The sequence below is a fragment of the Nonomuraea sp. NPDC004354 genome, from assembly GCF_053602555.1.
The window spans coordinates 266,783-289,058 of record NZ_JBSGDV010000006.1; the positions used below are offsets into that span (position 1 = coordinate 266,783).

General features: G+C 71.2%; 15 protein-coding genes. 2 read left to right on the forward strand and 13 right to left on the reverse strand.

The window, feature by feature from the left end:
* Positions 1-7: 7 nt before the first annotated feature.
* A complete protein-coding gene (locus tag ACWENQ_RS20610) occupies positions 8-1,459 on the reverse strand; it encodes a glutamate synthase subunit beta (RefSeq protein ID WP_452415667.1) in 1,452 nt (483 codons plus the stop codon).
* Between the two features lie 13 nt (positions 1,460-1,472).
* Positions 1,473-5,981 carry a glutamate synthase large subunit gene (gene gltB, locus ACWENQ_RS20615; RefSeq protein ID WP_452415669.1) on the reverse strand — a complete coding sequence of 1,503 codons (4,509 nt, stop codon included), beginning with the start codon at positions 5,979-5,981 and terminating at the stop codon, positions 1,473-1,475.
* Between the two features lie 262 nt (positions 5,982-6,243).
* On the opposite strand from gltB, the gene ACWENQ_RS20620 reads away from it, so the two are divergent.
* Positions 6,244-7,803: a bis-aminopropyl spermidine synthase family protein gene (locus tag ACWENQ_RS20620; RefSeq protein ID WP_452415670.1), complete on the forward strand. Its 1,560-nt coding sequence runs from the start codon at positions 6,244-6,246 to the stop codon at positions 7,801-7,803.
* A gap of 157 nt (positions 7,804-7,960) precedes the next feature.
* Here the strand turns inward: ACWENQ_RS20620 and ACWENQ_RS20625 are convergent, their stop codons facing one another.
* The 7 genes from ACWENQ_RS20625 to ACWENQ_RS20655 form a co-directional block, all read right to left on the reverse strand.
* Positions 7,961-8,572, reverse strand: a complete 612-nt coding sequence (locus tag ACWENQ_RS20625; RefSeq protein WP_452415672.1) for a hypothetical protein — start codon at positions 8,570-8,572, stop codon at positions 7,961-7,963.
* An 11-nt stretch (positions 8,573-8,583) separates the two neighbouring features.
* Positions 8,584-9,372, reverse strand: coding sequence for a hypothetical protein (locus tag ACWENQ_RS20630; protein WP_452415673.1), 789 nt, complete (start codon positions 9,370-9,372; stop codon positions 8,584-8,586).
* Positions 9,369-10,076, reverse strand: a complete 708-nt coding sequence (locus tag ACWENQ_RS20635; RefSeq protein ID WP_354910451.1) for a VIT1/CCC1 transporter family protein — start codon at positions 10,074-10,076, stop codon at positions 9,369-9,371. The genes ACWENQ_RS20630 and ACWENQ_RS20635 overlap by 4 nt, the downstream gene beginning before the upstream one ends.
* Positions 10,076-11,074 (reverse strand): prolipoprotein diacylglyceryl transferase, encoded by a 999-nt coding sequence (gene lgt, locus ACWENQ_RS20640; RefSeq protein WP_452415674.1) that lies wholly within the window; start codon positions 11,072-11,074, stop codon positions 10,076-10,078. Before lgt ends, ACWENQ_RS20635 begins: the two co-directional genes overlap by 1 nt.
* 51 nt (positions 11,075-11,125) lie before the next feature.
* Entirely contained in the window at positions 11,126-11,890 is a 765-nt protein-coding gene (locus ACWENQ_RS20645; RefSeq protein WP_449920915.1) for a DsbA family protein, read from the reverse strand.
* Positions 11,883-12,371 (reverse strand): MauE/DoxX family redox-associated membrane protein, encoded by a 489-nt coding sequence (locus ACWENQ_RS20650; protein WP_449920917.1) that lies wholly within the window; start codon positions 12,369-12,371, stop codon positions 11,883-11,885. The genes ACWENQ_RS20645 and ACWENQ_RS20650 overlap by 8 nt, the downstream gene beginning before the upstream one ends.
* Positions 12,372-12,494: 123 nt before the next feature.
* Positions 12,495-13,340 carry an AraC family transcriptional regulator gene (locus ACWENQ_RS20655; protein WP_449920919.1) on the reverse strand — a complete coding sequence of 282 codons (846 nt, stop codon included), beginning with the start codon at positions 13,338-13,340 and terminating at the stop codon, positions 12,495-12,497.
* Between the two features lie 103 nt (positions 13,341-13,443).
* Here ACWENQ_RS20655 and ACWENQ_RS20660 point away from each other — a divergent pair, with 103 nt between their 5' ends.
* Complete coding sequence (locus ACWENQ_RS20660) at positions 13,444-15,186, forward strand: glycoside hydrolase family 35 protein (RefSeq protein WP_452415675.1); 1,743 nt, start codon at positions 13,444-13,446, stop codon at positions 15,184-15,186.
* Positions 15,187-15,244: 58 nt separating this feature from the next.
* Here the strand turns inward: ACWENQ_RS20660 and ACWENQ_RS20665 are convergent, their stop codons facing one another.
* The 4 genes from ACWENQ_RS20665 to ACWENQ_RS20680 form a co-directional block, all read right to left on the reverse strand.
* The gene (locus ACWENQ_RS20665) at positions 15,245-19,000 is read right to left on the reverse strand and encodes an endo-alpha-N-acetylgalactosaminidase family protein (protein WP_452415677.1); all 3,756 of its coding nucleotides are present in this window, start codon (positions 18,998-19,000) and stop codon (positions 15,245-15,247) included.
* Between the two features lie 68 nt (positions 19,001-19,068).
* Positions 19,069-19,905, reverse strand: coding sequence for a carbohydrate ABC transporter permease (locus tag ACWENQ_RS20670; RefSeq protein ID WP_449920927.1), 837 nt, complete (start codon positions 19,903-19,905; stop codon positions 19,069-19,071).
* Positions 19,902-20,840, reverse strand: coding sequence for a carbohydrate ABC transporter permease (locus tag ACWENQ_RS20675; protein WP_354910435.1), 939 nt, complete (start codon positions 20,838-20,840; stop codon positions 19,902-19,904). Before ACWENQ_RS20675 ends, ACWENQ_RS20670 begins: the two co-directional genes overlap by 4 nt.
* A gap of 87 nt (positions 20,841-20,927) precedes the next feature.
* Positions 20,928-22,265 carry an ABC transporter substrate-binding protein gene (locus tag ACWENQ_RS20680; protein ID WP_452415678.1) on the reverse strand — a complete coding sequence of 446 codons (1,338 nt, stop codon included), beginning with the start codon at positions 22,263-22,265 and terminating at the stop codon, positions 20,928-20,930.
* Between the last annotated feature and the right edge of the window lie 11 nt (positions 22,266-22,276).

Sequence of the window (22,276 nt, forward strand, 5' to 3'; positions counted from 1 at the left end):
GGCCGCGTCACACCAGCGGGCGCGTCGTCGGCAGGATCGGGTACGGCAGCGCCGTCTCGCCGGTCAGGAAGCGGTCCACGCCGGACGCGGCCGCCCGCCCCTCGGCGATGGCCCACACGATGAGCGACTGGCCGCGTCCCATGTCCCCGGCGACGAACACGCCGTCGACGTTGGTCATGTAGGTCTTGTCGCGCGCCACGTTGCCCCTGGCGTCGTAGTCCACGCCGAGGTCCTGCAGCAGCGCCCCCTTCTCGGGGCCGACGAAGCCCATCGACAGGGTGACCAGCTCGGCGGGGATCTCCCGCTCGGTGCCGGGGATCGGCTTGAAGCCTGCCTGCGGCCCCTCGACCTCGACCAGGCGCAGTGCCCTGACGTTGCCGTCGGCGTCGCCGACGAACTCGGTCGTGGAGACCGCGTAGACCCGTCCGCCGTCCGCGTCGGCCAGCTCCTCGTGGGCGCTCTCCATCTTGAACAGGATGGGGAACGTCGGCCAGGGCTGCGAGCCGGGCCGCGCGGCGGGCGGCTGGGGCATGATCTCCAGCTGGGTCACCGAGGCGGCCCCCTGGCGGATCGCGGTGCCGATGCAGTCGGCTCCGGTGTCGCCGCCGCCGATCACCACGACGTGCTTGCCGCGGGCGTTGATCGGGGAGTCGTCGAAGTCCCTGTTGGCCGGCGGGAGGTACTCCATCGCCTGGTGGACGCCCTTGAGGTCGCGTCCGGCGACCGGCAGGTCGCGCCAGGCGGTGGCGCCGCCCGACAGCACGATCGCGTCGAACTCTTCGCGCAGCTGGGCGGCGGTGATGTCGACGCCGACGTTCACCGAGGTCCTGAACTCGGTGCCCTCGGCGCGCATCTGCTCCAGGCGCCGGTCGATGTGGCGCTTCTCCATCTTGAACTCGGGGATGCCGTAGCGCAGCAGCCCGCCGACGGCGTCGGCCCGCTCGAAGACCACGACGTCGTGGCCGGCGCGGGTGAGCTGCTGGGCGGCGGCCAGGCCCGCGGGGCCCGAGCCGACGACCGCGACCTTCTTGCCGGTCTTCACGGCGGGGGGCTGCGGCGTCACCCACCCCTCGGTGAAGGCGCGGTCGATGATCTCGACCTCGACCCGCTTGATCGCCACGGGGTCGGAGTTGATGCCGAGCACGCAGGCCGCCTCGCACGGCGCGGGGCAGAGCCTGCCGGTGAACTCGGGGAAGTTGTTGGTGGCGTGCAGCCGCTCGATCGCCTCACGCCAGTCGTGGCGGTAGACGAGGTCGTTCCACTCGGGGACGAGGTTGCCGAGCGGGCAGCCGTTGTGACAGAACGGGATGCCGCAGTCCATGCAGCGGGCGGCCTGCTTGGTCAGCTTCGGCGCGGGGAAGTCCTCGTAGACCTCCCGCCAGTCGCGGATGCGGACGTCGACGGGACGGCGCGCCGGCAGCTCCCGGTCGTGCGTGAGGAAACCCTTGGGGTCGGCCATGGTGTGCGCCTCCTTAACCCTGAACCGCGGCGGCCATGACCGCCTCGTCGATGTCCCTGCCTTCGATGCGGGCGGCCTCGGCGGCCTGCAGCACCCGCTTGTAGTCGGTCGGCATGACCTTGCCAAACCTGGTGAGCGCGCCGTCCCAGTCGGCCAGCAGTTCCTTGGCGACGGGGGAGCCCGTCTCCTCGAAGTGCCTGCCGACGGTCTCGTGCAGGAAGGCGGCGTCCTTGTCGGTCAGCGGCTCGATGGCGACCATCTCGCGGTTGACCCGCTCGGCCCGCAGGTCGAGCAGGTAGGCGACGCCGCCCGACATTCCGGCGGCGAAGTTGCGCCCGGTCGGGCCGAGCACGACGACCTTGCCGCCCGTCATGTACTCGCAGCCGTGGTCGCCGACGCCCTCGACGACCGCGGTGGCGCCGGAGTTGCGGACGCAGAAGCGCTCGCCGACCACGCCGCGGATGAACACCTCTCCCGACGTCGCGCCGTACAAGGCGACATTTCCGGAAATGATGTGGCCGTCCAGCGGGGCGGTGTCGTGCGGGCGGAGCGTGATCCGGCCGCCGGACAGGCCCTTGCCCAGGTAGTCGTTGGCGTCGCCGGTCAGCCGCAGGGTCACGCCGCGCGGCACGAACGCGCCGAAGGAGTTGCCCGCCGAGCCGGTGAAGCTCACGTCGATCGTGTCGTCGGGCAGGCCCGCGCCACCGTACCGCCTGGTCACCTCGTAGCCGAGCATGGTGCCGACGGTGCGGTTGACGTTGCGGATCGGCAGGTCGAGCGTGACCGGGGTGCCGTGCTCCAGCGCACCCTCGGCCAGGGCGATGAGCGTGTTGTCGAGCGCCTGCTCCAGGCCGTGGTCCTGGGCCACGGTACGGCGCAGCGGCGTGCCCTCGGGCAGCTCGGGCCGGTGCAGGATCGGCGACAGGTCCAGGCCGTTGGCCTTCCAGTGGTCCTCGGCCGCGCTCATGTCGAGCATCTCGACGTGCCCGATCGCCTCGTCGAGCGAACGGAAACCCAGCTCGGCGAGGTACTCGCGGATCTCCTCGGCGATGAACTCGAAGAAGTTCACCACGAACTCGGGCTTGCCGCTGAAGCGGCTGCGCAGCTCGGGGTTCTGGGTGGCGACGCCCACGGGGCAGGTGTCGAGGTGGCAGACGCGCATCATGACGCAGCCGGACACGACCAGCGGGGCGGTGGCGAAGCCGTACTCCTCGGCGCCGAGCAGGGCGGCGATGACCACGTCGCGGCCGGTCTTGAGCTGGCCGTCGACCTGGACGACGATGCGGTCGCGCAGGCCGTTCAGCAGGAGCGTCTGCTGGGTCTCGGCCAGGCCGAGCTCCCACGGGGCGCCCGCGTGCTTGAGCGAGGTCAGCGGGGAGGCGCCGGTGCCGCCGTCGTGGCCGGAGATCAGCACGACGTCGGCGTGCGCCTTGGAGACGCCCGCGGCGACCGTGCCGACGCCGACCTCGGCCACCAGCTTCACGTGGACCCTGGAGACCGGGTTGGCGTTCTTCAGGTCGTGGATGAGCTGGGCCAGGTCCTCGATGGAGTAGATGTCGTGGTGCGGCGGCGGCGAGATGAGGCCGACGCCGGGCGTGGAGTGCCTGGTCTTGGCGATCCACGGGTAGACCTTGTGGCCGGGCAGCTGGCCGCCCTCACCGGGCTTGGCGCCCTGGGCCATCTTGATCTGCAGGTCGTCGGCGTTGACCAGGTACTCGCTGGTCACGCCGAACCGGCCGCTGGCCACCTGCTTGATCGCGCTGCGCCGGGCGGGGTCGTACAGGCGCTCGGGCTCCTCGCCGCCCTCACCGGTGTTGGACTTGCCGCCGAGCCTGTTCATCGCGATGGCGAGCGTCTGGTGCGCCTCCATCGAGATGGAGCCGTAGGACATGGCGCCGGTGGAGAAGCGCTTGACGATCTCCGAGACCGGCTCGACCTCTTCCAGCGGCACGGGCGCCCGGTCGGACCTGAAGGTGAACAGGCCGCGCAGCGTCATCAGCTTCTCGGCCTGCGAGTCGACCAGGCCGGTGTACTCCTTGAAGATCTCGTAGCGGCGGCTGCGCGTGGCGTGCTGCAGCTTGAAGACCGTCTCGGGGTTGAACAGGTGCGGCTCGCCCTCGCGCCGCCACTGGTACTCGCCGCCCACGTTGAGCCGCCGGTGGGCGTTCTCGACGCGCGGGTAGGCGTGGCGGTGGCGGGCGGCGGCCTCCTCGGCGAGCACGTCGAAGCCGACGCCGCCCAGGCGCGAGGTGGTGCCGACGAAGCAGGTGTCGACGACCTCCTCGCCCAGGCCGAGCGCCTCGAAGATCTGCGCGCCGGTGTAGCTGGCCACCGTGGACACGCCCATCTTGGACATGACCTTGATGACGCCCTTGCCGTAGGCCTTGATCAGGTTGCGCACGGCCTTGGGCTTGTCGACCTGGAGCATGCCGGTGTCGACCATGTCCTCGACGGTCTCGATGGCGAGGTAGGGGTTGACGGCGCCGGCGCCGTACCCGATGAGCAGCGCCATGTGGTGGCACTCGCGCGCCTCGCCGGTCTCGATGACCAGGCCGATCTTGGTGCGGGTCTTCTCGGCGATGAGGTGGTGGTGGACGGCACCGGTCAGCAGCAGCGACGGGATCGGCGCGAGCCGCTCGGAGAAGCCACGGTCGGACAGCACGATGACACGCGCGCCGCCCGCGATCGCCTCGGAGACCTCGGCGCAGATGGCGGCCAGCCGGTCGCGCAGCGCCTGCCCGCCGCCGGCCACCTCGTACAGGCCGCTGACGACATAGGGGTGGAAGCCGGGCAGGTGGCCCTCGTCGTTGATGTGGATGATCTTGGCGAGCTCGTCGTTGTCGATCACCGGGTACGGCAGGACCAGCTGCCGGCACGAGGCGGGGCCGGGCTCGAGCAGGTTGCCCTCGGGGCCGAGCGTGCTGGCCAGCGAGGTGACCAGCTCCTCGCGGATGGCGTCCAGCGGCGGGTTGGTGACCTGGGCGAACAGCTGGCTGAAGTAGTCGAACAGCAGCCTGGGCTTCTCGCTCAGCACGGCGACGGGCGTGTCGGTGCCCATCGAGCCGATCGGCTCCTGGCCGGTCCTGGCCATGGGGCCCAGGATGATCCGCAGCTCTTCCTCGGTGTAGCCGAAGGTCTGCTGCCGCTTGACCAGCGTCTCATGGGTGGGCAGCTCGTGAGCGCGGGCGGGCAGCTCCTCGAAGCGCACCAGACCCGCGTGCAGCCAGTCCTCGTACGGGTGCGCCGAGGCCAGCTCGGCCTTGATCTCGTCGTCCTCGATGATCTTGCCGCGGGCGGTGTCGATGAGGAACATGCGGCCGGGCTGCAGGCGGCCCTTGCGGACGACGTCCTCCGGCGCGAAGTCGAGCACACCGGCCTCGGAGGCCAGCACGACCAGGCCGTCGGTGGTCACCCAGAACCGGCCGGGGCGCAGCCCGTTGCGGTCGAGGACGGCTCCGGCCAGCGTGCCGTCGGTGAAGGTGATCGAGGCGGGGCCGTCCCAGGCCTCCATCATCGAGGAGTGGAACTCGTAGAAGGCCCGGCGCTGCGGGTCCATCTCGGTGTGGTTCTCCCACGCCTCGGGGATCATCATCAGCACCGCGTGCGGCAGCGAGCGCCCGCCCAGGTGCAGCAGCTCCAGCGTCTCGTCGAAGGAGGCGGTGTCGGAGCCGTCCGGGTCGCAGATCGGGAAGAGCCGCTCCAGGTCGCCGGGGATGAGGTCGGAGGCCAGCATCGCCTCGCGGGCGCGCATCCAGTTGCGGTTGCCCTTGACCGTGTTGATCTCGCCGTTGTGGGCGACGTAGCGGTAGGGGTGGGCCAGCGGCCAGCTCGGGAAGGTGTTGGTCGAGAAGCGCGAGTGCACGAGCGCGATGGCGGTGTCGTAGCGCTCGTCGGACAGGTCGGGGAAGAACGGCTCGACCTGCAGCGGGGTGAGCATGCCCTTGTAGACCAGGGTGCGGCTGGACAGCGAGGGGAAGTAGACGTCCGCCTCGTGCTCGGCCCGCTTGCGCAGGCAGAAGGCGAGCCGGTCCAGCTCCAGGCCGCTGCCGCCGTTCGGGTCGGCGACGAACAGCTGGCTGAAGTGCGGCATGACGGCGCGGGCGCTCGGGCCCGCGTTCGAGGTGTCCACGGGGACCTCGCGCCAGCCGAGGACCGTCAGGCCCTCCTGCGCCGCGATCTCCTCGATGAGCCGCACGGCGCTCTGCCGGGCCTGGCCGTCGACGGGCAGGAAGGCCATGCCCACGGCGTAGTGGCCGGGCTGGGGCAGCGGGAAGCCGGTGACGGCCCGCAGGAAGGCGTCGGGGATCTGCGTCAGGATGCCGGCGCCGTCGCCGGTGTCCGGCTCACTACCCTTGGCCCCCCGGTGGTCGAGATTGCACAGCGCCGTCAGGGCCTTCACGACGATCCCGTGGTCTCGGCGCCCGTTCGCGTCCGCGACCATGGCGACACCGCAGGCGTCGTGCTCGTTGGCGGGGTGGTAGAGGCCCTGGGGGGCGGGGAACCCGAGGTGGGCAGCAGGCATTGAATCCCTCCCGTCGTCATCGTCTGCTTTGGTGTTGCAGGCGGGGACGACGTTGGCCCTGCTGCTGTTCGGTGGGTAGAGGGTATCGCACCCTGCCGGATTAGTGCCCACCCGGTCCACATCGCGAACATTCACAATATTTCGGCATGTGGACTCAGGTGTCCCAACACGCGATACCTTCCACATATTCCTCACTGATGTCCGCCCAGTCGCCGGTGCCGGGCGCGCAGGCGCTCCCCCGTCGCGCGGCTAAGGTTGCTCCATGGAACGCGACGGCCTCGAAGCCCTGCTGGCGAGCGCGGGCGCCGACGGCAAACGGCTGCGCCACGCCCTCATGCTCGTGTGCGACAGCCAGTGGTGGACCCTGGCCGACCTGGTCAGGGCGAGCGCCACCTCCAGACGCTCCGTCGAGGCGCTCCTGCGCGAGATCAGGCTCGAACGGCAGGGCGAGCGCTTCCGGGTGCCGCTCCCCCACACCCCCGACTACCAGGACCTGTTCGCGGTCAGCGAGCCGCCCGCCGACCCCGTCGCCCACCTGCTCCCCCACTACGAGCACGTGGTCAAGCGCATGCACCACCTGATCAGGCATGCCCCCGCCGCGCGGCAGGCGCTCGACCACGTCTCCGCCACCGCCGAGACCGTCGTCCGCCGCGCCCTGCTGCTCGGCGCCAGGTTCTGGCTGCCGGGCGCGCGCGTGCTGTGCGTCGGCGACCACGACCTGACCTCCCTCGCGGTACGGCTGGTGCATCCCGAGGCCGAGGTGACGGTGGTCGACATCGACGAGCGCATCCTGGCCTACATCGACGCCCAGGACCTGGGCGTGTCCACGCGGTGGGCCGACCTGCGGCTCGGGCTGCCCGCCTCGGTGCGCGAGCACGACCTGGCCGTCACCGACCCGCCGTACACGCCGGAGGGGGTGGGGCTGTTCGTGGGCCGCGCCGTCGAGGGGCTGAAGGACGACGGCCGGATCCTGCTGGCCTACGGCGCGAGCGAGCGCACGCCCATGCTCGCGCTCAAGGTGCAGCACACGCTGTCGGCACTCAACCTCGCCTACGAGGCGGTCTACCCCGACTTCAACCGCTACTTCGGCGCGGAGGCGATCGGCTCGGCCGCCGACCTGTACATCCTGCGGCCCACGACGAAGACCCGCCCCGCCGTCGCGGCCCGCGTCGACAAGCTCGCGACCGCGATCTACACCCACGGGCCGCAGTCGATCGAGTCGGCGCCCAAGGGGGCCGAGAAACCCCAGGGCGGTCCGGGCACGGGGCCCGACCTCGCGCCCGGGTTCGCGCCCGACCTGCTCGTCGGCGACTGGCCCAAGGAGCTGCCCCAGCCGCGCGCCAGGCTGGCCACCTGGCTGACCAAGCCGCACGCGACCGCGCCCTCGACGGTGGCGATCGCGGTGCCGGCGGGGCTCGAGGCCGCGCTCCCCCGCCTGCTGCTGGCCGGGCGCGCGGCGCGCGTGCGGGTCCACCTGGCCCAGCCGCCGCGCGACCTGCCGCGGCTCCCGGAAGTCTACGAGATCACCATGGACGGCCCGGTCCTGGACGCGGTACGGCTGCCGCCGCCCGCCGACGAGACGGGCCGGCTGGTGCGCCGGGTCCTGGACAACGCCCACGGCAAGGCGGCCAACACCTGGCGGGAGGGGCTGATCGCCGCCGCCGCGGCCAGGGGCGTGACGCTGACCAAGAACGACGCCAGGGCGCTCATCCGGGCGGCCGCCCCGTGGGTGGAGTCGGTCACCGTGCTGGAGCTGCCGCTCCACCGCCTGGAGTCGCTGCCCGAGGCGGTCGCCGCCACCCTCGCGGCCCTCCCCCGCTGACGGGCCCGGCGCCCGCCTCCGCCGCGGGACAAGGTGCCGGGCGGCGCGGCCCCGCACCGAGCTCAGGTCGCGCGACCGGGCGGCGGCCTCAGGCGGCTCAGGTGGGGCGGGCTCAGGCGGGCTCAGGCGGGCTCAGGTGGCGGGCCCTCAGGCGTGCTCAGGTGGCGGCGATGACGCGGTCCGCGACGACCGCGCGGGCCAGGCCGTCGAGCGCGATCTGCGGGTGGACGAGGTCGTGGTCGCCGCCGCCGACCGGCCCGACCCAGCTCACCGTCACGAAGTGGCCGAGGGCCCGGGCCTGCGCCCTGCTGCGGGCGGCGTCGAAGGCGACCGTCTGCCGGACGAAACCGCTCGATCCCAGCGCGGACACCAGTGCGTCGGCGGCCCGTCCGTCGGTCAGGTTGAACAGCAGGAACTGGCCCGCGACCGTCCGGTCCGCGCTGGTGTAGGCGGCGTGCAGGACCTGCGTGCAGCCCTCGGCCGCCACGCCCGCCAGCATCTCGCCGCAGTCGTCCAGCAGGCCGGAAGACCCGCGCACCATGGTGACCCCGCCCGAGGCGAGCGTCGTGGTCTGCGGGCCGAGAACCTCGGCCACGGTGAGCGGCGTGGGGTCGAGCGCGGCGGTGTCGATGACGGCGTACTGCGCCGAGGTTCGCTCGCCGGTGAAGACCCCGGGTCGCGGCCCGTCGCCGCGCAGGAAGAGATAGGCCGTGGCGGCGGCGAGCGCCACCAGGGCGACCAGGACGGGGATGAGAACGCGGCGCGGCACGGTCATCAAGCCTAGGAGGTGCCGGTGAGCGCCACGACCCGCTTGAACAGAGCCTTCTCGGCGGCCCGCACGGTCAGGGCGAGGTTGGCGAAGTCGTCCCTGGGTGCGGGCTCGGCGCCGTCGGCGCGCGCCAGCCACACCAGCGCCACGTAGTGGCCGAGCGCGTAGGCGCCGCCCTCGGTGTAGGCGTCAGGGGGGAAGGCGGTGACCGGACGCACCCAGCCGCCCCTGTGCAGCGACTTCAGCGACTCGACCAGCTCGCCCGCGACCTTGGCGTCGTTGAGGTTGAGCAGCGTGAACTGGGCCAGGTAGCGGCCGTCGGCGCTGGTGTAGGCGGCGCGCGCGGCCTGCGAGCAGCCCGCCTCGGCGGCCTCGGTGACCAGCTCCGCGCCCCAGAGGGCGGCCGCGCAGTCGGCGTCGACGACCTTCTCCGACAGTTTGAAGGTGACCTTGTGCGCCCCGGTGAGGGTCCTGCCGGGGAACAGCTCCTTGGCGGTGAACGGCTTGGCGTCCTTGGCCCGCTCGGCGATGGGCTCGAACACCTTGGGCGAGGCCCATCCCTCGAACCGCTCCGGCCGTAGCCCCTCGACGGTCAGCCCGGCGGCCTGCTGCGGCTCGGTCCTGGCGTCGGCGCCGAGCGCGGCGACGACGGAGGTGAGCGTCACGGCGGCGACGAGCACGCCCGCGACGCAGGCGATGATCACCAGCAGGCGCTGCTGTTCCGGCCTCAGCCCCCAGTCGGTGAGCAGGGGGAGGTTCCAGTCGGGCGGCGGTGTCTTCCGGCGTTTCCTGGTGCTCACAGCCCGCCCGTTCCTCCGATCAGGTGGCCGAGTCCGAAGGTGAGGCCCGCCGCGACGACCCCGACGACGAGCTGGCGCAGGCCCGAGTACCACCAGCTGCGGGCGGTGACGGTGGAGACCAGCGCGCCCGCCCCGAACAGCGCCAGGCACGACAGCACGGCCGAGGCGGTCAGGCTCGTGACGCCGAGCAGGTACGGCAGCAGCGGCAGGAGCGCGCCCACGCTGAAGGACAGGAACGACGACACCGCGGCGGTCTTGGGTGAGGGCAGGTCGGCAGCGGTGACGCCCAGCTCGGCCTGGGTGTGGACCTCCAGCGCCCGGTGCGGGTCGCGGGAGATCTGCCTGGCCACCTCGGCGGCGAGCTCCGGGTCGACGCCCTTGTCGATGTAGGCCTGGGCGAGCTCTTCCTGCTCGGCCTCGGGATGCCGGGCGAGCTCGCGCCGTTCGACGTCGATCTCGGCGAGGGCCAGCTCGCGCTGGCTGGCCACCGAGACGTACTCGCCGCCCGCCATGGAGAACGCGCCCGCGGCCAGCCCCGCGATGCCGGCGAGCGCGATCACCTTGGTGTCGCCGGTGCCGCCCGCGACACCGGCGATGAGCGCGAAGTTGGACACCAGCCCGTCCATCGCGCCGAAGACCGACGGGCGCAGCCATCCGCCGTTGACGTCACGATGCTGGTGGTGGATCTCCGCGCGCCCGCTCATCAGGACTTCTCTTCCTCCGGTACGGCCTGGGCCTTGCCGTCCCCTTCCCCGTCGGGCGCCTTGTCCTCGTCGTCGTTCCGCTCGCTCCCCGCGCTGTCCTCCTCACCGGCGGGCGGCGCCTGCTCGGCGGCGGTGTCGCCGCCGGACGGGTCGGCCGAGGGCGAGACGACGGTCTCCTCGGTGTCCTTGTTCCTGGTGGCCCAGAAGTAGACCAGGGCGCCGACGAACAGCACGAGCGCGGTCCACTGGTTGATGCGCAGGCCGAGGAAGTGGACGGCGTGGTCGACGCCGCCGACGGGGTCGACCCGCAGCCCCTCGATCCAGAACCGGCCGAGGGTGTAGCCGGCCACGTAGAGCGCGAACAGCCTGCCGTGGCGCAGCGTGAACCGCTTGCCCACCCAGATCAGCAGGAAGCCGAGCGCGACGTTCCACAGCGACTCGTACAGGAACGTCGGGTGGTAGAGGCCGGTGTAGCCCTCGATCGTGCCCGCCTTGCCCGGCTCGATCTCCAGCCCCCAGGGCAGCGTCGTCGGGCTGCCGAACAGCTCCTGGTTGAAGTAGTTGCCCCACCGGCCGATGGCCTGGGCGAAGGCGATGCCGGGCGCGATGGTGTCGGCCACCGCGCCCAGTGACAGCCCCCGCTTACGGCAGGCCAGCCAGACGCCCACGCCGCCGAGCGCGATCGCCCCCCAGATGCCGAGCCCGCCGTTCCAGATGAACAGCGCCTCGTACGGCTCGTTGGGCGCCCGGTCACCGAAGTAGAGCTGCCAGTCGGTGATCACGTGGTAGAGGCGGCCGCCGATCAGGCCGAAGATCACCGCCGGGACGGCGATGTCGACGATCGTTCCGGGCGTGCCGCCGCGAGCCCGCCAGCGACGCTCGCTGATCCAGACCGCGACGATGACGCCCAGGACGATGCACAGCGCGTAGGCCCTGATCGGGATCGGGCCGAGGTACCAGACCCCCTGGGAGGGGCTGGGAATCGAGGCAAGGGGCATGTCAGTGGAGAGTAGCGGACCGAGGGCTACTTGGCGGCATCGAGCCGAGGGCTACTTGCCGGCATCGAGAACGACCCTGCGCAGCTCGCTGGGCACGAAGGCGACGTCCTGCTCCATCTTGGTGCCGTTGAGCTTGACCGTCGGCGTGCCCTCGATCTTGGCAGCGGCGAGCGCCTTGTCGCTGTCGGCGATGTGGGTCTGGGCGTGCTTCTGCGAGGTCACGCAGGTGGCGAAGTCGGGGGCGGTGACGCCGGCCTCCTTGCCAAGCTCGACCAGCTCGGCGGTGGTGAAGCCCTCGACGTGCTCCTGGGGCTGCTTCTCGAAGAGCTTGTCGTGGAAGGCCATCCACTGCTTGCCGTCGGTGACGCAGCGGGCCGCGGCACCGGCGCGTACCGAGTTGTTCCGGGTGATGCCCTTGTTCATCTGCGGCGGGAAGATCGTCAGCGGGTGGTAGACGACCTTGGCCTTGCCCTCGGCGGCCAGGTTCTTGAACGTGGCGCCGCTGGTCTTCTCCAGCTGCTTGCAGGCGGGGCACTGGAAGTCTTCGTAGATGTCGATGACGGGGGCGGTCACGCCCGGGTTGGCCATCACGGCCGTGCCGTCGCTCTGCAGCGCGATGGGCGCGAGGTTGTCGCCGGCCTGCTCCGACTGGCTCTGGTTGGCCGCGTACAGCCACCCGGCGCCGACGGCCGCGAGGGCGACGACGCCCACGGTGACGTAGGTGGCCATGCGCTTGCGCTGGTCCTGCTTCTTGTCGGCCTCGCGCTGCGCCTTGATCCTGTCCCGCGCGGACTGTTCCCGCTGGGCCTTACTCATCGTCGTCCCCTTCGAAATCATCACTGTGCCCGCTTCCCCCCGCCAGCCCGAGGGCGGCGTCCAGGGCGAACCGCCCCGGAGGGAAGCGAACGGTCCACGCGGCCAGCAGCACCAGGCCGAAGTCGCGGACGATGTCGAGCAGGTAGCTCGGCTCCTCCCACGCCTTGAGCTCGCCGCCGCCGCCGAAGCAGCCGCAGTCGATCCGCAACCCGTTGGCCCACGCCCACGCGATACCGAGGACGAAGGCCAGCATGAGGAGCCCGCCCACCACCGCGGCCACCCTGGTGAGCAGGCCGGCCACCAGCAGCACGCCGACGACGATCTCCACGATCGGCAGGGCGTAGCCCACTGCCGTGGCGATCGCCTCGGGCAGCAGCTGGTAGGCCTTGACGGCCAGGACGGAGTTGTAGATACTACCGATCTTCAGGCCGCCGGCCACGATCAGCACTCCACCCAGGACCAGTCGAGCGACGGTCGTCACCCAGGGTATCGCCACCCTCGCACGCTGTAGCGGTTGCAACGCGGTCACATGCCTCTCCTCTGTTGTCGCACCTGGGAATGCGCACAGTACCTGGGTGTCATCTGATCACGTGCTGAATAAGGCTCAACTAAGGTCGGCGGTCACCAGACCGCCGTGTTGCTGAGCGCGGAACTCGCTGGGCGGCAGGCCCGCCCTGCGGGTGAAGATCCTGGTGAAGTAGGCGGGGTCGTCGTAGCCGACCCGCCTGGCGATCGCGGCGACCGGCAGCTCCGAGCCGGCCAGCAGGTCCTTGGCCCGGTTGAGCCTGATCGACAGCAGGTAGTCCTTGGGGCTGCAGCCGGCCAGGCGGCGTACCACCACGCGCAGGTCGCCGACCGTCATGCCGAGCCGTTTGGCGTGCTCGGCGACGGAGATGGGCAGGCAGGCGTCCCTGGCCAGGCCTGCCAACACCGGGTGGCCGGTGGCGTCCTCGTCGGCCCTGGCGTGCCGGAGCGCGACGAGAACCTCGTGGACCAGCGCGGAGGTCTCGACCTCCAGGTAGGGGCTGCCCCTGCGGATGGCCTGCGCGATGCGGCCGATGGCGTGCGCGGCGGGCTCGGCGGTGGTCAGCGGGGTGACGGGCGTGGCCGTGTCGACGAAGCCGAGGTCCTGGTAGGCGGTGGCGGCGGGCCCGGTGAAGTCGACGAACCATTCGACCCAGCCGGTGTCGTGCGGCGCGTAGTGGTGCTTGACGCCGGGCAGCAGCCACAGGACCGACGGGGCGGTGACCTCCACGGGTACGCCGCCGGCATGGGAGAACCAGCCGTTGCCCTGGGTGACGACGACGGCGACGTGGTGGTCGAGCGCGCGCGGGCCCACGGTGGGCAGCCGGCCCTCCAGGTGGCCGACGCCGAGGCAGACGAGGCCGAGCCTGCGGTGAGCGGGGCCTGGGGTGAGGTAGTGCATCCACCGCCGGAAGTCTTCGGCCATCCGCTCCCCCCTTCCGTCCAACAACTTCACCAGCTTTGTCCATGGCCCCTGAGCTGGGGAATCGGCAAGCTGCTACGCGCGGAATCCTATCCCAAGGGGCAAGATGCGATATTTCACGATAAATGGGGGCGCTTTTCGGCTGGACGGCGAGGAGTTCAGGGTGCTTTCAGGCGCCCTGCACTACTTCCGCGTCCTCCCCGAGCAGTGGAGCCACCGGCTGAGGATGCTGAGGGCCATGGGCCTCAACACGGTGGAGACCTACGTGCCGTGGGACCTGCACGAGCCCCGCAAGGGAGAGTTTCGCAGGCTCGACGAGCTGGGCGCCTTCCTCGACGCCGCGGCGGCCGAGGGGCTGCTGGCCATCGTCAGGCCCGGGCCGTACATCTGCGCGGAGTGGGACAACGGCGGCCTGCCCTCGTGGCTGACCGCCGAGCTCGGCCCCCGGGTGCGCACCAGGGACGCCGAGTACCTCTCCCACGTCGAGCGCTTCTTCGACGAGGTCGTCCCGCTGATCGCCGACCGGCAGGTCACCAGGGGCGGCAACGTGATCATGGTGCAGGTCGAGAACGAGTACGGCTCCTACGGCAGCGACGCCGTCTACCTGCGCCACCTGGCCGACGACCTGATCGCGCACGGCGTCGAGGTTCCCCTGTTCACCTCCGACGGCGCCGACGACTTCTACCTGACCGGCGGCACCGTCCCCGGCGTGCTGGCGACCGTGAACTTCGGCTCCGGTCCCGAGGCGGCCTTCGCCAAGCTGCGCGAGCACCGCCCCGACGACCCGCTGATGTGCATGGAGTTCTGGTGCGGGTGGTTCGACCACTGGGGGCAGCCGCACGTCACCCGCGACGCCGCCGACGCGGCCGACAACCTGGAGCGGATCCTGGGCGCGGGCGCGTCGGTGAACCTGTACATGGCCCACGGCGGCACCAACTTCGGTACCACCGCCGGCGCCAACCGGGTCGGCGAGCTGGCCCGCGGCGAGTACCGGCCCACGGTCACCTCCTACGACTACGACGCCCCGATCGACGAGCGCGGCGCCCCGACGGAGAAGTTCTGGCGCTTCCGCGAGATCCTGTCCCGGTACAACCCGTCGCCGCCGGACGTGCCCGGACTGCCTCCCGTGCTCCCGCCCTCCGTGGTGCCGCTGGCCGAGTCCGTACGGCTGCGCGACGTCCTGGACGAGGTGGCGGGTCCCGCGGTGACCGCTCCGCTGCCGCCGTCGTTCGAGGATCTCGGGCTGGCCCACGGTCTGGTGCTGTACCAGGTGGAGGTGCCGGGGCCGCGCAGGCCGTACCGGCTGCGGGTGGGCAGCGTGCACGACCGCGCCCACCTGTACGTGGACGGCGAGCTGGCGGCGGTGCTGGAGCGCGACGGCGAGGAGCCGGTGCTGGAGGTGCCGGGCCCGGCGCGGCTGGAGCTGCTGGTGGAGTCGATGGGCAGGACGAACTACGGGCCCGCGCTCGGCGAGCGCAAGGGCCTCATGGCGCCGCCCATGCACGACCGGCAGTACCTGCACGGCGTGACGGCCAGGCCGATCCCGCTGGACGAGCTGCCCGCCCTGCCGTTCGGGGAGGGGCCGGGCGCGCAGGTGCCCGCCTTCTTCCGCGGCGCGTTCGAGGCGGCCGAGCCGGCCGACGCTTTCCTCGCCCTGCCCGGCTGGGGCAAGGGATACGTGTGGGTGAACGGTTTCCTGCTCGGCCGTTACTGGGACAGGGGCCCGCAGCGCACGCTGTACGTGCCGTGGCCGCTGCTGCGGGCGGGCGCGAACGAGGTGGTGATCCTGGAGCTGGACCGCGCGGGGTCGCCGGAGCTCGAGCTGCGTCCCGAGCCCGACCTGGGCTAGCGGTCACATGAGGCGGGCCCCAGGGGAACCTCCCCTGGGGCCCGGCGCGTGTCAGGGGTCAGCGGCAGGAGAGCCTGGCGTCGCCCCAGTCGGCGTGGTCGTTGCCGTTGCCGTCGCCGCCGTCGGCGACGCGCAGCTGCACGTTCCTGGCGCCGGTGACGTCGGCCTTCAGCTCGTAGGCGGGGTCGGCGGCGCGCAGCACCGGGCTCTGCGCCACCACCGTGCCGTCGGCCACGACGGAGTACTGGACCGACCCGCGCGTGGTCTGCACGTCGTCGACGCCGACCCAGGCGGACAGGGCGGTGCAGCGCCCGCCGAGGAAGTAGGTGATCGTGGCGGGAGCGTGGGTGCCCAGGCCCTTGGCGAAGGACCGGCCGCCGATCGTGATCGGCCTGCCGTCGCCCTGTCCCTGCTCGCCGTTGGACTGGTCGCGCTCGACGGGCCCCCAGCCGTTGGTGGCCGCGGTCCAGTCGATGTCGCTGACGTACACGTCGCTGGTGGGCGGCGGCGGCATCGTCCGTACGGCGGCGCCGGCCTCCAGCGTCTTGACGACCCCGCCCACCTCGTAGGTGAGGGTCGCCTTGAGCTGGTAGGGCTGGTACGGCGCGTCGACGGGCGGCGTGACCTTCCACGCGGTGGACAGCTGCCGGCCCGGCTCGACGGCGGCGGCGGTGCCCTCGCCGGTGACGGTCCAGCCCTGCGGCGCGGTCAGCCGTACCGAGACGTTACGCGCGGCGGTGTCCTCCAGGTTGGCGAACACGGTGGTCACGTCGTTGGGCAGGCCGGGCTCCAGCGTCTCGGCGGCCGGGCGGACCGCCAGCGAGGCGCAGGCGAGCTGGTCCTGGGCGGGGCCGAGGTCGGTGACGGAGAAGTCGTCGAGGACGAAGTCGGCGCCGTCCCTTTCGGCCTGCAGCGAGCGCAGGCCCACCCAGACGTCGCCGCAGCCCGCGACGACCCGCTCGGTGAACGTGGCGGTGGTCAGCTTCTGCTCCAGCGGGGTCTGGCGCAGTTCGACCGTCTGGCCGGCCTTGTCGTAGCCGGTCACCCAGGCGAAGGTGTTCGGCAGCGCGTTCTGGTAGCGGAAGGACACCTCGTAGGCGTGTCCCGGCTCGAACCTGGTGCTCCACGGCACGGTCCGGTAGACCAGCCCCCTGCGCTCCTCGTGTGCCTTCAGCGACTCCTGCCCGCCGATGACGTCGTCGACGGCCTTGCCGTTCCAGCCGGCCTGGGTGTAGGGGGCGTGCTTCTGGGCGATGTGGGTGCGCGGGTCGGTGCTGCCGCCGGCGTCGCCCTTGACGAACGGGCCCCAGCCCTGGTCGACGTGCTCGAAGTCCTCGACCTTGCCGGTGGGCTCGGCCCGCACCAGCCGTACGTCGTCGACGCGCACGGCCGCCTGTCCCGCCTCGGCGGTGACGTGCACGGTCGCCTTGTCCTTGGGCGCGGTGAAGACCACCTTGACCCGCTGGAAGTAGGTGTCGTGCTTCTCGTCGGCGGCGACGTGGTTCTTGACGGCCGAGCGGTCGAGGGAGGCGGAGACGTTCAGCCCGCGACCGCCGTCCACGGTGAGCGTGGTGCGCCGCGAGGCGCCCGGCTGGACCTCGATCCACGCCGAGAGGCTGTAGGTGGCGCCAGGGGTCAGGCCCTTGAGCCGCTGCCGCAGCTCGGCGCGCTCGCCGCCGCCGAGCAGCGCGACCCGCTGGCCCGTGGCGGTGGTCTCGACGCTGACCGCGCCGCCGGTCTCCCACGCGCCGGTGAGGTCGCCGTTGAAGCCGGGGTCGGCGACGCCGCTGCCCTCACCCCAGCGCGGGCGGTCCTGCTCGGGCGCCTTGCCGGGGTAGAGCACGTACGGCACGCCCGCCTCGGCGGTCAGGGTGATCTTGCCGTCGACCGGGGTGACGGTGCCGGCCTCCACCCTGCCCTGGGTGGTGAGCTTGTAGACGCGCATCGTGGTGGTGGCGTCCCACGTGGTTGTCCCGCCCGCCGGGTTGTAGTGGTAGTACCTGCCCTCCCACGGGATCAGGTAGGTGCCGCCGTCGATCACCTTGGCGGTGCCGGCGTAGACCTCGCGCTTGCCGCCGACGGCCGTGGCGCGCACACCGTCGCCGAAGACGATGCCGTCGGCGTTCCAGTCCATGATCGGGAAGTGCTGGAGGTACTTGGCGGGGAGGTTGTTCTCCCAGATGTTGCGGTAGAAGGGGGTCCAGTCGACCTCGCCCGTCCAGCCCTCGAACTCCTCGATGCGGGCGTTGCCCAGGATGGGGTGGTTGTTCCAGACGTCCTTCTCCTGGTTGCGGATGAAGCGGATGATCTGGGAGTTGAGCCCCTTGTTGGTGGCGCCGCCATAGTTGAGGTCGGCGGCCCAGTGCGACCACAGCGAGGCCCGCTCCAGCTTGTCGGCCCACTCGCTGGAGACCTGCCAGCCCTGCTCGCGCAGTTCGGCCAGGGTGCGGTCGGCCACCCAGCCGTGGGTGTAGTAGACGTCGAGGTAGAGCAGCGCGAGGTTGCGGTCGGTCTCCTCGCGCAGTTGCTTGAAGCGCTTGGCCAGGTTGCCCGTGGCCAGGTCGTGGCGCTGGTCGATGTAGTACGACTGGCCGAGCCAGTCCCAGCCGCGGGCGTTCTTGTTGACCAGGTTCTCGTCGAAGGCGCCGGCCTCGGCGTACGCCTCGGTGGCGTTGACGTGCACGCCGAAGGCGGCGTTCCAGTTCTTGCCGGCGCGCAGCAACGTGTTGAGGTCCTTCAGCCCGCCCGCGCGCTTGTTGTAGTTGCCGCCGTAGTCGGGGTGGGCGGAGTCGTGGCCCTCCGACTGGTAGCCCTTGAGGATGGCCAGCTGGCCGAGCCCGTCGGTGGCCAGCGAGATGCGCTTGACGTCGTCGAGCGTGCGCAGGAACGGGTGGGTGGCCTGGCTGGCGAAGTTGAAGGGGATGTGGATGGCCACGCGGTCGCGGGTCTGATCGGCGCCGGGCGGCTTGACGCCGATCTCCCGGAAGGCGACGGCGCCGTCCTGCCAGTCGACGCCGCCGTCGCCGTTGGCGTCGGGGGTGACGACGACCTTGGCCCACGGCAGTTCCTCGGTGAACGGCGCGCCCGCGGCCCGGTAGGTCCACTGGCCGCTCCACACCCCGACGGTGACCCGGCCTGCCGCGTCCTTGCGGGCCTGGTGCCAGAACCTGGCCGCGTCCACGTTGGTGGGGCCCGAGGGCTGGTCGTAGCTGGAGTTCGACTCGATGGCGGCGGCGAGCCCGCCGGTGTTCACGATGGCGTAGGTGGCGCCCACGGGGGCCGTCTCGGCCGGGGTGGCCGGGGTGACCTGCGCGAACCTGTCCGCGGTGCGGGTGGAGTCGGGGTCGAGCCTGGTGAAGGCGGTGGCGGCGCCCGCCTGGTCGCTGGAGACCGACACCAGGTCGTGCCCCGGGATGTCGATCGTGCCGACCCTGAAGGCCTCGGTGTCCTTGACGGCGTCGATCCTGAACGTGGTGGTCCGGCCGTCCAGGGCGATGCTGGCCTCCAGCTCGACGCCGGGCAGCGCGTCGAAGGTCAGCCGGTACCGGGCCGCCGCGGCGTCGCTCCCGATGGAGACGCCCTTGACCGGGTACGGCTTGCCGTTCAGCACCACGTCGGTGACCGGGGCGGCCGAGCCGCCGAGCTTGTCGCCGCTGGGGGCGGTGTAGCCGAGCACGCGGGGGAAGTCGCTCGCCACGGCGACGGTGAGCTCCGGCGAGGTGAGGGTGATCACCTCCTCGGCGGCGGCCGGGGGCGTGAGTGCTAATCCGGACAGCGTGAGGCCGCCCGCCAGGGCAGCCGAAAGCAGACGCATGGGCATCGCTCCTGCGCGTTAGGGGGGTGTAAGGGGGGTGTTGGGGGTGAGAAGGGGGTGGAGCAGGCTCAGAGCTTGACGCCGCCCGCGGCGAGGTCCGCTTTCCAGAACCTCTGCAGGCCGATGAAGGCGAGGATGACGGGGATGACGGACACGAACGCGCCGGTGATGACCATGTCGCGGTAGAAGCCGTAGCGCAGGCTGTTCCACTTGACCAGGCCGAGCGTGATCGGCCACAGCGACTCGTCGTTCAGGACGATATTCGGCAGGAAGAAGTTGTTCCAGATCGCCACGAACTGGAACAGGAAGAGCGTGACGAGGGCGGGGGCCATCAGCCTGATGGCGACGGTGAAGAAGATGCGCAGCTCGCCGGCGCCGTCCAGCCGGCCCGCCTCCAGCAGCTCGCCGGGCACCGCCGCGTCGGCGTAGACCCTGGCGAGGTAGACGCCGAACGGGCTGACCATGCTCGGCAGCAGCACCGCCCACATGGTGTTGAGCAGGCCGATCTGGGTGAGCAGCAGGTACAGCGGCAGGCCCAGCAGCGGGACGGGGATGAGCACCGCGAACATGATCGTGGCGAAGACGGCGCCGCGTCCCCTGAAGGGGTACTTCGACAGCGCGTAGCCCGCCATGGCGGAGATCACGGTCGCGCCGAGCGCGCCGCCGACGGAGTAGACGACCGTGTTGAGCATCCAGCGGGGGTAGACGCCGCCGTCCTGCTCCATCAGCCTGGCGAGGTTGGTGCCGAGGTTGAGGTCGCCGAACCACAGCGCTGGCGTGTCGAACAGGTCGCCGCCCGACTTGGTGGCCGAGACCAGCAGCCACCAGATCGGCAACAGGATGTAGACCGCGACGAGGAACATGAACGCGGTGGTCAGCGTGCGCGAGCGCACGGTCGGCTTCATCGGTTCACTCCCCGGGCGGTCAGCCAGGCCGACAGTCGGATGAACAGGTAGGACAGGCCGGCCGCGAGCACCGCGAGCGTGAGCGCGATGGCCGTGCCCTGGCCGTAGTCGTTGTTGTCGAGGGCGACCTGCAGCGACCGCATCAGCGGCGTGTAGTCCCTGCCGACGGCGGGGGTGATCCTGCTGAGCACCATCGGTTCGTTGAACAGCTGCAGGGTGCCGATGATGGAGAACACTCCGGTGAGCACCAGCGAAGGGCGCACCAGCGGGATCTTGACGTACCAGGCGGTCTTCCAGCCGCCGGCGCCGTCCAGCTCGGCCGCCTCGTACAGCGAGGAGGGGATCGACTGCAGCGCCGCGTAGATGACCAGCATGTTGAAGCCGACCCAGGTCCAGGTGACGATGTTGGCCATCGACCACATCACCACGTTGTCCGACAGCAGGTCGAAGGGGAGCAGGTCGGCCACCGGGGAGATGTCGGGGGTGTAGAGGAACGACCAGACGATGGCGGCGATCACGCCCGGCACCGCGTACGGCAGGAAGTAGGTCAGCCGGAAGAAGCCCTTGAACCGGGCGCTCGCGCTGTCGAGCAGGAGGGCCAGCACCAGCGAGAGACCCAGCATGATCGGCACCTGGACGACGCCGAACAGCAGCAGCCTGCCGACGCCGGCCACGAAGCTGCCGTCGGCGAAGACGGCGGTGAAGTTGTCCAGCCCGGAGAAGACCCGCTCCGGGGTGCCGAAGCCGAGCCCCGAGCGCTTCACCCGGTAGAAGCTCTCGTTGATCGCGTAGCCGATCGGGACCAGGAAGAAGACGACGAACAGCACCGTGAACGGCAGCAGGAAGACGAACGCCGCCTTGTTGCTGGTCGGCCTGCCGCGTCTGCGGGCGGGGGCGGCTCTGGTCTCGTCGGCTCGGAGCTGGATTGCTGCCATCGGTCCTCCACGTCACCGCCGGTCGGGGCGGTGACGGTCTCGCACGGTCGAAGCTGTGGGGTGTCGTCGGGGGGTGCGGGCGGCGCGTCAGGGGGCGACGGTCAGGCCCTTGTCCTTCACGGTGGCCACCGCCTTGTCCTGGATGGTCGCCAGCGCCGAGCCGAGCGTGCCGCCCTTGCCGTTGGCGGCCTTGGCGAACTCCTCGCCGAAGACGGCGTTCACCGCCGGCATCGTCGGGCCCCACCCGAAGTCGGGGCTGACGTTCTTGCTCGCCTCGGCGAAGGTCTGGAAGACCTTCTGGTCGCCGTAGAAGGGCCGGCCCGCGTTCATGTTCGGCAGCGATGCGCCGTCGACGGTGACCGGGAACAGGCCGCCCTTGGCGATCAGCCCGTCGAAGGCGGCGGCGTCGGTCGACATCCAGGCGGCGAAGTCGACCGCCTCCTTGACGTTCCGGCAGCCCTTCAGCACGGCGCTGGGCGAACCGCCCGCGTTGCCGACGGCGGGGCTGGCCGGGTCCCACACCGGCATCGGCGCGACCGCCCACTTGCCCGTGGTCTTGGGGACGGAGTCCTCGAGGACCTTGGTCATCCAGACGGCGCCGACAACCGTGGCGCTCTTGCCGTCGGCGTAGTTCTTCCACATCGCGTCGGACCAGCCTGGCAGCACGTCGACGACCTTCTTGTCGATCAGGCCCTGCCAGTAGTCGGCGACCTTGACCGACGCGGGGTCGTTCATCTTGACGTGCCAGGCGTCGCCCTCGATGCCGAACCACTTGGCGCCGGCCTGCTGGGCGTACCCGGCGAACAGGTACATGTCGTCGGGGGTGAAGGTGGTGATGGAGACCTCGGGGTCGGCCTTGCGCAGCTTCTCGCCGGCGGCGGCGAACTCGTCCCAGGTCTTCGGCACCTCGATGCCGTGCTTGTCGAAGATGTCCTTGCGGTAGAACATGCCCATCGGGCCCGAGTCGACGGGGACGCCGAACTGCTTGCCGCCGAAGGTGACCGTCTTGAGCGTCCAGGGCTGGAACTTGGCGTTGTACGGCTGCGCGTGGGCGGTGATGTCCTCGAGCGCGCCCTCGACCAGGAAGCTGGGCAGCGTCTCGGCCCCCACCTGCGCCAGGCACGGCGCGTTGCCGGCCTTCACGGCGGCGAGCATCCGCTGGTAGCCGCCCTGCGAGCCCGGCTGCGTCTGGGTGAACGTCACCTGGACGTCGGGGTGGGTGGCGTTCCACGCCTTGACGGCGTCCTCGTAGCCGGGCGCCCAGCCCCAGAACTCCAGCGTCACGGGCCCGCCCTTGGCGCCGGTCGGCGCGGCGGCGGAGGGCGCCGCCGAGCTCGCGGTTCCCGCCTGCCCGCCGCACGCGGCCACCAGCGACACACAGACCAGCGCGCCCGCGGCGCCCAGGATCGTCCTTGACTTGCCCATCGTCTTTCCCT